Annotated in this window: 8 protein-coding genes and 1 rRNA gene; 6 read left to right on the top strand and 3 right to left on the bottom strand. The window is 38.6% G+C overall.

Annotated features, from left to right (window positions below; all coding sequences use genetic code 11):
- Positions 1-8 precede the first annotated feature (8 nt).
- From M030_RS0122010 to M030_RS0121985, 6 genes are all read left to right on the top strand, one after another.
- Positions 9-2,354, top strand: a complete 2,346-nt coding sequence (locus M030_RS0122010; protein ID WP_027375384.1) for a phosphocholine-specific phospholipase C — start codon at positions 9-11, stop codon at positions 2,352-2,354.
- Positions 2,355-2,550: 196 nt separating this feature from the next.
- Positions 2,551-3,129, top strand: coding sequence for a hypothetical protein (locus tag M030_RS0122005; RefSeq protein ID WP_027375383.1), 579 nt, complete (start codon positions 2,551-2,553; stop codon positions 3,127-3,129).
- 90 nt (positions 3,130-3,219) lie between these two features.
- Complete coding sequence (locus tag M030_RS0122000; protein WP_027375382.1) at positions 3,220-4,020, top strand: WxL protein host-binding domain-containing protein; 801 nt, start codon at positions 3,220-3,222, stop codon at positions 4,018-4,020.
- On the top strand, positions 4,013-6,757 hold the full coding sequence (locus tag M030_RS0121995; RefSeq protein WP_027375381.1) for a hypothetical protein: 2,745 nt from the start codon (positions 4,013-4,015) through the stop codon (positions 6,755-6,757). The genes M030_RS0122000 and M030_RS0121995 overlap by 8 nt, the downstream gene beginning before the upstream one ends.
- Positions 6,754-7,275, top strand: a complete 522-nt coding sequence (locus tag M030_RS0121990; RefSeq protein WP_051585215.1) for a hypothetical protein — start codon at positions 6,754-6,756, stop codon at positions 7,273-7,275. The genes M030_RS0121995 and M030_RS0121990 overlap by 4 nt, the downstream gene beginning before the upstream one ends.
- A gap of 15 nt (positions 7,276-7,290) precedes the next feature.
- Positions 7,291-7,857 (top strand): hypothetical protein, encoded by a 567-nt coding sequence (locus M030_RS0121985; RefSeq protein WP_228375340.1) that lies wholly within the window; start codon positions 7,291-7,293, stop codon positions 7,855-7,857.
- Positions 7,858-7,940: 83 nt separating this feature from the next.
- On the opposite strand, the gene M030_RS0121980 is transcribed toward M030_RS0121985, so the two are convergent.
- From M030_RS0121980 to rrf, 3 genes are all read right to left on the bottom strand, one after another.
- On the bottom strand, positions 7,941-9,836 hold the full coding sequence (locus M030_RS0121980) for a SusD/RagB family nutrient-binding outer membrane lipoprotein (RefSeq protein WP_027375378.1): 1,896 nt from the start codon (positions 9,834-9,836) through the stop codon (positions 7,941-7,943).
- Positions 9,837-9,851: 15 nt separating this feature from the next.
- Complete coding sequence (locus M030_RS0121975; protein ID WP_027375377.1) at positions 9,852-12,752, bottom strand: SusC/RagA family TonB-linked outer membrane protein; 2,901 nt, start codon at positions 12,750-12,752, stop codon at positions 9,852-9,854.
- Positions 12,753-13,096: 344 nt separating this feature from the next.
- Positions 13,097-13,204: ribosomal RNA gene (gene rrf / locus M030_RS0121970) — 5S ribosomal RNA — on the bottom strand.
- Between the last annotated feature and the right edge of the window lie 22 nt (positions 13,205-13,226).

The following is a 13,226-nucleotide window of genomic DNA, read 5'->3' as shown; positions in this document are numbered from 1 at the left end:
GATTGCACATGAACAGAAGAGAATTTTTAGAAAAATCAAGTATTTTATTGGCAGGATTAGGAACTTCAAGCGTTCTGCACCCCGCTATTTTAAAAGCTTTGGCTATTGAACCGGCTGCCCGGTCGACTTTTTACGATGCAGAGCATGTTGTCATTCTGATGCAGGAGAACCGTTCCTTTGATCATGCTTTTGGTACGCTTAAAGGAGTCAGAGGCTTTTTGGATAAAAGAGCATTTGTAAAACAGGATGGCCATTCTGTTTTCTTTCAAAAAGACAATAGCGGTAAATACGCTTCTCCTGCCCGGCTGGATCTCAGAAATACCAAATCTACCTGGATGAGCTCGCTTCCCCACTCATGGGATAATCAACAGAAAGCTTTAAATAAAGGTAAATATGACCAATGGCTTCAGGCAAAAGCTTCCGGAAACAAAGATTATCAAAAAATTCCCCTTACACTGGGCTATTATAACCGTGAAGACCTTCCTTTTTATTATCAGCTGGCAGATGCTTTTACCATCTTTGATCAATATTTCTGCTCCTCACTGACAGGGACCACGCCGAACAGACTCTTTCATTGGTCCGGGACTTTAAGGGAACAGCAAAACGGAAAGGTAAAAGCCAATGTTTATAATGATAATATCGATTATGATAAGGCCCGTCAGGCAAAATGGAAAAGCTTTCCGGAAATCTTAGAAGAGCAGCAGGTATCATGGCGTATCTATCAGAATGAAATCAGTCTTCCGAAAGGAATGTCCGGAGAACAGGAAGCCTGGCTGAGCAACTTTACAGACAACCCTATTGAATGGTTCTCAAAATACAATGTCAAATTTTCAAAAGGATATTACCAGAATATTCCAAATATCATTACTTATCTGAAACAGGAAATCACCAAGAACCCCAACAGAAAAGATAAACTTGAAGCCATGATCTCCGAATTGCAGGAAGATCAGGTGAAATACCATCCGGATAATTATTCAAAACTATCCCAAACGGAGAAAAACCTCCACGAAAAAGCCTTTACCACCAATGTGAATGACCCCGACTACTGGAATCTTGAAATCGGAAAAGATGAAAATGGGGAAAGACTTGTCGTCCCGAAAAGTGATGTGCTTTTTCAGTTCAGAAAAGATGTGGAGGAGAAAAAACTTCCGTTGGTTTCCTGGCTGGTAGCTCCTGAACATTTTTCAGACCATCCCGGATCGCCGTGGTATGGAGCATGGTACATTTCTGAGGTATTAAACATTCTTACCAAAGATCCTGAAATGTGGAAAAAGACCATATTCATTATTAATTACGATGAAAATGACGGATATTTTGACCATGTCCTTCCATTTGCCCCTCCGATGAACCCGAGCCAACCCGTAGATATGAACGGAAGAGAAGGAGTTGAATATGTGGACCAATCTCAACAATACATGTCTGATCCTTCATTACAAAGCCATGAAAAAATTGAAGGGACAGTAGGCCTGGGCTACCGGGTACCTATGATTATTGCTTCTCCATGGACTAAAGGAGGTTTTGTAAATTCAGAAGTATCGGATCATACGTCAGTACTTCAGTTTCTGGAGAAATTTATCATGAAAAAATTCAAAAAGAATGTTCATGTAGACAATATCAGTGACTGGAGAAGAGCGATATGCGGGGATCTTACGTCGGCCTTTAATTCTCCTGATGTGAAAGTCCCCCAAATGGGTTATTTAAATCAGAAAGATTTTGCCAAAACCATTAATGCCGCGAAAAATAAACCGGTACCAGACCTGAAATGGTATTCGGAAAATGAGCTGAATCAACAGCTTCTCGACATCCAGGAGAGAGGAACAAAACCATCCAACCCTCTTCCTTATAACTTCCATGTGAATCTGGACAATGGTAAGATCAGAATGACCAACTTAAGAGATAATGGGGTTCCATTATTACTTTATGACAAAAATCGTCTGAATACAGATCATTATCATTTTGCTTATGCCCTATATGCCCAGCAGGAACTATCACATGATGTACAGTCCGGAGCATATGATTATGAGGTTTTCGGACCGAACGGGTTTTTCAGAAAATTCAAAGGAGATGCAACTCCCGACTGCGAAGTATTATTCATCAATAACCCTTCTAAAAACCAGATTGAGCTGGTCTTTAAAAATCATAAAAAAGCCGGTTTGGCCATCAATATAGAAGACCTGTACGAAAAAAATAAAAAGGAGGTGCCTCTAAAAAAAACAGAGGAGAAAATAATCTTAGATCTTACCAAAAATAAAGGCTGGTATGATTTGAAAGTAACCCTTGCAGGCCATATCTGGCACTTTGCCGGACGGATAGAAACCGGAAAAATCTCAGTATCCGATCCTCATTGGAATTAATTGAAATTATATAACTCAACAAAAGATCCTGTACAAAATGTACAGGATTTTCTTTTAAACAAAGGAAAACACACTTTATAATTCATCAATCATATTTAAATATAAACTACTTATTTTTAACAATATAAAAAATATATGATATTTTTTTTACAGTATGTCGAATTTTATTATATTCACTTAACTAATTCTCAGCATCATGAAAAAATTAAATTTAACGATTGCATTGTCATTATTCGCAGTTGCCGTATCCGGGAATCTGAGTGCACAGGATACCAACACGGATAACCACACGATCACGATTTCTGTTCCCGAAGTTGCATTGGTAGACATTGAACCTGCTGCTACAAAAAACCTTACTTTAGGATTTACAGCTCCAACTGAAGCCGGAAACCCTGTTGTAGCAAGTGCGGCCAATACTACGCTGTGGCTTAATTATTCTTCCATCAAATCTGTTGCAGACCCAACCCGTAATGTAACGGTAAAAATGAACGCCATTATCCCCGGAGTTGATATCCACGTTACTGCGGCGGCAGCTACAGGCTCAGGAGGTGGTACATTGGGAACATCTGCAGGGCTTTTAACATTAAGTGCTGCTGACCAGACCATCATCTCAGGGATTGGAAGTGCTTATACGGGAAACGGTGCCAATAACGGCCACAATCTTACCTATGCTCTTGCACCGGGTAGTGGCCCGGGAGGAGTTGCAGCCTATGCAGATTTACAGGCAACCGCAACTACAGTAGCAACTGTTACCTATACGATTTCAGATAACTAGAAGAAATTCACCATTAAAAACAAACCTGAAGAAATTGCCCCACAGTTTCTTCCGGGTTTTTATTACCATCTAATTAAACTTTACATGACTATGATAAAGCGTGTCCTTATTTTGATTTCCCTGATCTTGCAGTTTTGCTTTTTACATGCCGGTATTGTGGTCCTCAATGGTCTTACGCATTCTTACAAAGTAGAAAACGGAAAAGTTTATAAGGGCAAGATTGCGATAGAGAATACAAGTACTAATCCTCAGAATGTAAAAATATTTTTGCAGGATTTCAAGTATCAGTCTGACGGAACTACCCATTACACGGCACTTCATACCAATAACAGAAGCAATGGTTCATGGATTAAACTCAACACTAATCTGGTAGCGCTTAAAGGAAAAGAAAAAACTGAAATATTCTATGAAATCACAGTACCGAATACATCTGTAGACCCGGGAAGTTACTGGAGTGTAATCATTGTGGAACCAGTAGAAGATATCAAACCCAGCAATGATAAACCGGGAGTAAACATTACCTCTGTTATTCGTTATGCTATTCAGGTTATCACCGATTATAATGCAGAAAAAGCAAAACCTGATCTGAAGTTTGAAGGTGTAAAAATAGAAAAGCAGGATCACAAACAGGCGGTAAAAATAGCTATTGCCAATCAAGGCAATTTATACTGCAGACCTACAGCTTCTATTGAAATATACAACCGTAAAACAGGTGAAAAAATCGGGAATTTTTCAGGTATGGCTATGGGTCTGTTACCCCAGACTTCCAAAACATTTGATATTGATATCAGCAAAGTACCTCCGGGACAATACAAAGCTGTGATTATAACCACCGATGAGGATGAAAATGCTTTTGCACTCAATGTGGAATTAGAAGTAAAAAATGATTAAAACCTGGACTATATATATAATCCTTCTCTTATCTCCGGTATTTATTTTTTCCCAACAGCAGTTGGCGGGTAAAAAAGATAGTCTGACGCCGGGAATGTCTACTTCTATCTCTTTTGCGCTGGAAAACAATTCTGACGAAGACAAAACCTATGATATTTCGGTGACTACCTCAAGCGCATCTATCATTCCTATCCTGGCTAAGGGAGAATTTCATATGGGTTCTCACCAAAGCACAAGTTATATCGTTCCGTTTCGGATCGCTTCAGAAGCTTCGAAGGGTGCTTATTCGCTAACACTGAAAGGTATTGATAAAAATTCGGGAATAGCGTTTACAAAAACTGCGCAGGTCACCATTCTTGGCAACAGAAAACTTTCGCTTACCCCTCTTGAATACCCTGACTTTATAAGAGCAGGAGAAACCATACGGGCTACTTTTCTTTTAAAAAATAACGGAAATGTTACTGAAAAACTAATTCTTGAAAGTAAGAATGCCATCGTAGACGAAGAACCGGCAATTAGTCTAGCTCCTAATGATACAAAAATTGTATCCATTCACAAAGAGACCAATCCTGAGCTTGGGCAGAACGAATATCAGAACCTAAATCTTTCGGTATACTCCACAGACAACCCTAAAGAAAATCAAAATATATACATCAGCACACAGATTATATCTGTAAAACCTCAGGATACAGACATTTATCACAGACTTCCCATCGCAGCGTCCTTATCTTTTGTGGGAATGAAAAATATGGGAGAATATCATGACGGATTTCAGGGTGAACTGTATGGTAAAGGCAGTTTGGACAAGGATAATAAAAATCAGATTGAATTTCGGGCTGTAACCCATAATCCTGTTGAACTCAACAATTTTACCCAGTATGAAGAATATTTTGTGAACTACCGAAGAGATCATCTATTCGTTCACCTCGGTGATAAAACATATTCTTCTTCCTATTTAACAGAGTATGCAAGATATGGGCGGGGTGCAGAAATCCGCTATGATTTTAACAGAATAAGCATAGGCGGTTTTTACAATCACCCGCGATTTTTCCGAGATATTAAGGATGAATTTAATTTTTATTCAGCATTTAAAATTCGGAAAGAATCAGAAATTTCTGTAGGATACCTTTACAAAATACCCAGAAAAGAAGAATCCAATTTTGGAAATGTCAGGCTAGACTCCGAAGCTCACCTTCCTTATGCCAAAGGAAAGGTTAAAATTTCAAAAAATATTAACGTTTCCGGAGAAATCGCTTACAGCACAACGGAAAAAACAGACGGAACAGCTTTTATGGCGCAGGCAGAAGTTAATTTTAAAAGACTTACGGGAAATGTTATGTATATGAAAGCAAGTCCTCATTTTGCAGGATATTTTACCAATACCAGCACGCTGAGTGGGAATATTCAGTACAGGCTTTCTGAGAAGATCAGTGTATTGGCCAATTATATGCAGGATGCCCAGAATTTTCAGAGAGATACTTTGTTTCTGGCCGCTCCCTACAGAAAGTTTTTGCAGTATGGTATTCAATACAAATATCTGCCGAGCGGATTTATCGTTGCCACCAACGGGTATCAAAAATATCAGGATCGTTTGGAGCCTAAACAATTTGATTACTTTGAAAGGTTTTTCAGGGTAACAATAGACCAGCGAATCGGTTTATTTCAGATTAATCTTGAAGGACAGTTCGGAAAAACAGATAATTACCTGAGCGGATTTAACGGAAATTCAAGTTTATATTCGGCTAATCTTTCGTTTGAAAAATTCAAAACTTCGTTCAGTATCTTTGGAAGCTTTGGAACGACCTCAAGATATCAATTGCAGAATCAGAAACAGGTCTATTACGGAGCACGAATTTTCAGCCGGTTCTCTGATAAAACAAGCCTTAGTATTTTTTATCAGAACAATTATATTCCCGAGGATTATTTTAAAGACAGAAACCTCTTTGAAGTCCTTTTTCACCAACAGGTATTCCGTGGAAACGAAATTGATATTTCTGGCAGATATTCATTACAAAGAGGGCAGATAGGAGATAAAGATTTTATATTTTCTTTACGTTATACCTGGCGCCCGAATGTTCCGGTTCAAAGGACAGCTGAATACGTTTCTTTATATGGTAATATCAAAAATCTGGGAATCAAAAAGACACAGGGAGTACGGTTAATGTTAGGTAGCTATTTATCTGTTACCGATCAGAACGGAAACTTTATATTCAAAAATGTCATTCCCGGAAATTACTTTCTGGAAATCGACCGGTCGACTACAGGGATCAATGATATTCCGACGGTTGCTTTTCCGGCTGCACTTTCACTTGTTAATAAGGAGAATACTTTTAATTTCGGATTAACTTCTTCTGCAAATGTACAGGGGCATATCCAATTCCTGGAAGTGGAAGAGCCCAATCAGACCGAAATTGAAGCATTACAACCAAGGAAAAAGAAAAATAAAAAAGAAAGTATTGTGGTAGAGGCTGTGAGCAATAATCAAACGTATCGTAAGATCTGTTTTATAGGAGAAGATTTTGATTTTACTTATCTCAGACCCGGAGACTGGACTGTTACTCTTTACCGAAACGGTCTCGATAAACGGTACAAAATTTCAACCGATAAATTTCAGTTTACCTTAGCGTCTGCAGAAACGAAAAAATTAAGCATCAATATCATTAAGCAGCCTATTGAAATCAAATACCAGAAGGAACCTTTAAAGGTTGGATATAATGACATAAAAATTAAGAAATGATTCTGAAACGTTCCATATTATCAGTCGCTTTTATGCTGTCCGGTTTATTATATTCTCAGGCTAATGTTACTTTTACGTTACCTTTGGTTACTTTAATGGATGTAGAGCCTGCGGGAAGTATCAGCTTAATCTTTACAGCACCTACCGAAGCCGGAAATGCACTTGGTAACCCGACTCCTAATATGACAAAATGGATCAATTATTCTTCTGCCATTGCATCAGGCGGACTTTCCAGGAGAATTACAGCATCTGTCAGCCAACTTATTCCCGGAGTCAATATCAGGATACAAGCTGCAGCGGCATCAGGAGCAGGCGGAGGTACATTAGGGACTTCCGCGGGACAGATTACCCTTACCACAACGCCTACAACTATTATCAGTGGTATTGGAGGGGCTTACACAGGTAACGGAGCCAATAACGGACATCGTCTTACTATTTCATTGGTTCCCGGAACATATGCGAGTTTATCCGCTCAAGCCAACACCACCGTTTCCATTGTTTATACCATCACAGAATAAAACATAAGCATGAAAATGAGTAGACACTTTCTCAGAATAATTTATTTAAAAAGGTATCTGTACATTATTCTCATTTTGGGCAGCAGTTCTTTTGGAGCACAAACAGTAACGGTTACAGGAAACTGGGCACCCACAATTGCTGCGATTACGGAAGCAGGAACTAATTATGCCGGGACTTATGATAATATTACGCCCAGCAACCCTATAACAATGTCCGGAACACTGCCGGGATCCTTCTTAAATCTTTTATCCAGTAATGGTGCAAAAATCACCATGCATCAGGCCACTACCGTCTGGAATAATTCGTTAGTTCTTTCTGCAAAAAGAACCGGCGGCACCACTACGATCAACGGACTCTGTGTTGCCTGTACCGCAACGATCAATGGCGGTACTACTTATACTGCTGTACCACAGGGCACGGATGTCACATTTGTAACCATTACTTTTACAGGACTTTTGGGACTGAGTAATAGTGTCAACTTTTCAAATATTAATTTACAACTACAGCTGTCGGGGGTTTCTGTTGCTATTCCGGCAGCTTCATATAGTACGCGCGTCGTTTTCACAGTGGCAGCAAACTGATAGGGCTGCCCGTCACAGACGGCTACAAAAAAACAAATCCTTTTCAAATGTTGAAAAGGATTTATGATGAGGTATTTTTATACTTAATGCTTTGCCCACCAGAGAGGAGTCAGAACGGCATCCTGTCCACCCAGTAGCTGAACAGCCTTATCATATCCGACTTGATCTGTATTTCTGAAGGTACTAGGATATCTTAGTCTCTGAGGGAAATTCTGTATAGAATTGGTCATATAATTTCCGGAATTCAGATTAGGAAGATTCACTAGCGGAGTTTCTATAGCAGGATTTTCAAAGAACGGTAAGCCCAGCCTTCTCTGATCATTCCATGCTTCCAGCGGTAGCCAAGGTGTATTGGCCAGGTATTTCTGAGTGATAATTTTGGTTAATTTATCATTTTTCACAGAGCCATTTTTATAAATGGTATTAACAGGATATTTAATATCAACAGAAACCAAATTTCCGGTAGCAGGATCTTTATATTTCATCGTATGACTGGCTCCCGGTTCTGCAGTATGGCTATAAGAAACAGATGTTCCGTCTCTGTTAAAGTCCGTTGAAGCAATATATTGTCCATAGAACTGTGATACACCGTTGTAGGCAAAGCTATCCTGTATTCCCCTATTATAAGCTGCTTCATCACTCATCGGAACTGCCCAGCCTTTCAATGCTGCTTCAGCCATCAGGAAGTAGGTTTCCCAGCTTGCAAAGAATATTCTTGAGTTTTTACTTTCCCTGTACTGCTTACCTAATGCAGGCATGCAGCCTATTACATTTCTCAGGCCGTTTCTCTGTCCTTTTACTCCCCAGTTACCAATTGTATAGGCATTCCAGGTATTTACAGTATTGATTGTTATTTTGGAGTTATCGGCAAACGTCAGATCTCCGTGATTAGTAGTTGCCTGATTGGTGTATGTCGGATAGAGAGAGTACACGGGACTTGAAAGATCTCCCGGGATATAGAATGTCTTATAGGCTCTCGGGTCTATCTTATTCGGAAGTCCATCCAGCCAATATCCTGCACTCGGATCATTGGTCATCGTTGTAAACTGCTCATCGTATTTTATTCCTACATAATCGGCCGCTTTCACTGCTGAATGTTGGCTGGCTGGCAACTGATCTGTAGAGTTAATTCCTCCAAGGCCAATATACATATTATTTAAAGTAGCAGAAAGAATCTGCGAGTTCCATTCTCTGGACATTACTCCGGACAGAGGACTCCAGCCATCTTTTTCAGCAACGGTAAAATTTTCTGAGCTGTTACTGATATACATATTTGAACTGGCCGCAGCTTCAAATTCTGCTTTTGCTTTTGCAGGATCTACCTCGGCGATTCTCATGGCGATTCTCATCCTCATAGAGTTAGCATACCGTACCCATTGTCCCCATTTAAAACCATATACCATATCATAGGCATTGGTATTACTTGGCGCTGGTTGATTAACATCCATTTTAGCCGTAGCATCTTTTAGCTCTTCCAGAATATAATAGTACACTTCTTTTTCAGAGTTGAAAGTGGGATTGTTTCCCTGGAATGCATTAATAGGCTGAGGCCCGAAGTTATCGGAAAATTCACTCATTAAATAAGCTCTCCAGATTCTTGACATCTGAATAAGGTTATCATAATAAGGCTTGCCCTGTCCCATGGATTTTTTTTGATTGGCAACTTCGATAGCGGCATTGGCATTATTTAGCCATTCGGAGATGTATTTCCAGTATTCCGATGTCCAGGAATCATCATATGTACCACCAGCGATACCTGTAGACAGCTGTTGTCTTCCTGCGGTTTTCCAGTAAAGAACGAATACACGTTCTGCTATATTGGGATCTTGCTGTGCCCCAAGAATAGAGTTATTTAAAAAGTATTCCGGCTCAGATTTATTAAGATCTACAACGAATGGGTTGTTATTTATATCTTCAAAATCCTTACATGCTGTACATAATGTAACTAACGCAATGCAAGATAAAATATATTTTTTCATGATGTTATTTAAGTATTAAAAGCCTAATGTAATGGTGAATAAGTAAGATCTCGTCGTTGGAAATGCCATATTTTCAAACCCTACGGCATTTGAGCTGATTGCAAATACAGATTCCGGATCAACACCTTTTGCCTTACTATAAATCATCCAGACGTTATTAGCTGTAAAAGAAACCTTAGCGCTTTGTAATGCCATTTTTTGGAAAATACTTTTAGGAAAGGTATACGACAATTGAATATTTCTTAATCTGATATTGGTAGCATCGTAGACATTCTGTTCAGTAATACCGAGGTTTCCTGTGGTGACAGCTGCCCAATAATCCTGCTGGGTGATTTCTTTTGTATTTGAAGAGTATCCTCCATTCTGTTGTACTACAGCATCAAGTACAAAATTGTCCCGTCTTCCTCCGGGAGCTGTATCTGACGCAAGTCCTGCTTTTTGCAATGCCAATTGAGTCGCTGAGAAGAATTTCCCTCCGATTCGGCCATCAACCAAAAATGATAAACCTATATTTTTATATGCAAAACTACTGGTAAATCCAAATAATGACCGAGGGGTCTGATCACCTAAGTATTGCATATCAGGTGTTGCCTGAGGTAAGCCATTGGCCCCGACAATAAGTTTTCCAAAATAAGGGCTGTTAGGATCTTCAACTCTTAAAAATTTTGTCCCATAAATAGCTCCATAGGGTTTCCCTACTTCTGTATAAAATGTTATATTATCAAAACCTCCAATCGGATACTTGGAAACATCTCCGTTAATCTCATCAACATTACTTCTTAACAGGGATAAATTAGCATTTACATTCCATGTAAAATTTTCCTTTTTAAGAATATCTGTGTTTAGAACAAATTCAAATCCTCGATTATGAAGTCCTCCCGAACTGATTTTCATTTTTTCATATCCTGAAAGCGGGTTCATTGGTAAGTCAATGAGTTGCCCAGTAGCATTGTTATTGAAATAGCTGACGTCTAAAGAAACTCTGTTGAAAAACTTGAGATCTGCCCCTACCTCAAATGTTTTGAGCTTTTCTGCTTTTAGATTAGCATTGTAAAGTATTTTTTGTCTGCTCAGAGTAATATGTCCGGTAGGATCGGTGGAAAGTACATAATTGTTATACAATTCATAAGGTTCAAGGCCGTTTCCTGTTACTGCGTAAGCTGCACGTAATTTTGCAAAGGTCAGAAATTTGGAATGAAATCCATTCATTTTATTCAGCATATCAGTTAATACTAATGATGTACTGATTGAATTGTAAATATAAGATCTGTTCTCAATATTTAATGTTGATGACCAGTCTGTCCTGGTGGTTGCGTTAAGAAACCAATATCCGTCATAATTGATTTCTGCAGCGGCAAATACGGAGTTGATTTTCTTCCAAAGATCTATTTCAAAATTAGCTACTGCTGCATTATCACTTGTATTTTTTACGTTAAATGCATTGGGAATAATAAGATTCTGAGTAGTAAAATACAAGGCCTTAGTTCTCGTTTCCATCATTTGCCCATATACCGAAAGGGATCCGCCCCATTTTCCAAATAAATTATCTTTTTTCGCAGTAATACTTGCTATATAATTATTTTCATAGAACTTTTCATTGCCGGTAGAATACGAATTTCTACGAGAAGATCCGGTCCAAACTCTGGCATCTGTGTTGAGAGCATAAAAATCAGTACCCAATCTAATATCGGAACTTAACCAGTCATTGAATTGATATTTTAAATATCCATTTAATAAAATACGGTCTTTTTTATCCGCATTAAGACTATTATAGGCAGACCAGTATGGGTTGATTCCATTAGGAGTGATCCAACGGGAGGTTACATTATTTTGCATTTGGCCTTCACGGTAATCTATAATATTGATATTTTGAGGCATCAGCAGAATAGCAGGATAGAAATTGCCATCTCCCTGTCCACCGGAAGGACGGTTATTGCCCTTTGTACTTATGTATTGAGCCTTTACTTCCGAAGTCCATCTTTTATTAGCACCAAATGTAGAATTCATTTTGGCCATAAAGTTAAACCTCTCATATGTGGAATTTGGGATTTGGCTGTTATCATGCAGATAACCAGCTGAAGTATACAAGCTTGATCCTTCTCCTAAATTAGATTGAAAACTAAGATTGTGCTGTGAGTTAACCCCTGTTTTGAAAAAATTCTTAAGATTATCATATCTTTTCATTGATTCCGTAAATGCCGGGCCCCATGATGTAGTATTATCACTATTTTCCGGATTAACCAACCCATTACTTCCCTGGGAAAAATTCTTCTGCATATCCGGCTTCATAAACAGAGATTCAAATCCTAAACTTGTAGAATAAGAAATTCCTAATCCTCCTTTCTTCTTTCCGCTTTTTGTAGTAATCAATATAACTCCATTTCCTCCTCTTGATCCATACAAAGCTGAAGCAGCACCACCTTTAAGTACAGACATCGATTCAATGTCTTCAGAATTAAGATCACTTAAACCATTTCCCATGTCCAGATCAGGATTCCAGAAATCATTATTAGCTGCTTCATTATTATTCTTAGGCTTAGCACCTAAACTATTGCTCAATGGAACTCCATCCACAACAATCAGAGGTTGATTATCGCCTTTAAAAGAATTAAATCCCCTTAGGTTAATCTTCGATGAAGATCCAGGCCCAAAGCCACCCTTTATGACTTGAAGACCTGCGACCTTGCCTGCTAAAGCATTTGTTACATTTGTTTCTTTAGCATCAACAAGCGTCTGACCTTTCACATCCTGGAAAGAATATCCCAGTGATTTTTTCTCCTTTTTAACACCGTAAGCTGTTACCACAACTTCTTCAATTTTCGCGGCCTTCGTAGAATCAGTATTTTGTCCGTACAATCCATTGATACCTAAAAATAAAGATGGGAGAAGTCCAATCTTAACTATTAATTTGTTCATATATACACGATGGTTTAAAACAAATATAATATTTTAACAGTATTTAATAATATACATTTAAAAAATAAATAAAAACATGATGATACTATTGATAATATGAGAGTTATCTCAACAAATCAATATAAAATGGAATTCCATCCCTGCAAAATTCAATATTTCTGAGTGCAAAAAACAGTATCAAAAAGTGAAATAAGTTGAAAATTGAGAATTGAGAGTTGAAAATGCTCAATCAGGAATGATCTAGTGGATTAGGGCTTACTGCCTATTGCCTGTAACCTGCTTAGGTATAAAGCAAAAAAAAGTCTCATACATTGCTGTATGAGACTTTTTAAAAATAAAATAAAAACTGGCGGCGGCCTACTCTCCCGCGTTAGCAGTACCATCGGCGCTGGTGGGCTTAACTTCTGTGTTCGGAATGGGAACAGGTGAGCCCCACCGCTAAAACCACCCTAAAGGTTGTATATAAGATGTCAG

This window comes from Chryseobacterium sp. UNC8MFCol, assembly GCF_000482305.1.
Classification (GTDB): Bacteria; Bacteroidota; Bacteroidia; order Flavobacteriales; family Weeksellaceae; genus Chryseobacterium; species Chryseobacterium indologenes.
This window is presented reverse-complemented; position numbering and strand designations above follow the sequence as displayed.

Bases quoted from the DNA above. Each gene is read 5' to 3' on its own strand.
- M030_RS0122005 (WP_027375383.1), top strand. From the start codon at position 2,551: ATGAAAAAATTAAATTTAACGATTGCATTGTCATTATTCGCAGTTGCC.
- M030_RS0122010 (WP_027375384.1), top strand. From the start codon at position 9: ATGAACAGAAGAGAATTTTTAGAAAAATCAAGTATTTTATTGGCAGGA.
- M030_RS0121990 (WP_051585215.1), top strand. From the start codon at position 6,754: ATGATTCTGAAACGTTCCATATTATCAGTCGCTTTTATGCTGTCCGGT.
- M030_RS0121985 (WP_228375340.1), top strand. From the start codon at position 7,291: ATGAGTAGACACTTTCTCAGAATAATTTATTTAAAAAGGTATCTGTAC.
- M030_RS0121975 (WP_027375377.1), bottom strand. From the start codon at position 12,752: ATGAACAAATTAATAGTTAAGATTGGACTTCTCCCATCTTTATTTTTA.
- M030_RS0121995 (WP_027375381.1), top strand. From the start codon at position 4,013: ATGATTAAAACCTGGACTATATATATAATCCTTCTCTTATCTCCGGTA.
- M030_RS0121980 (WP_027375378.1), bottom strand. From the start codon at position 9,836: ATGAAAAAATATATTTTATCTTGCATTGCGTTAGTTACATTATGTACA.
- M030_RS0122000 (WP_027375382.1), top strand. From the start codon at position 3,220: ATGATAAAGCGTGTCCTTATTTTGATTTCCCTGATCTTGCAGTTTTGC.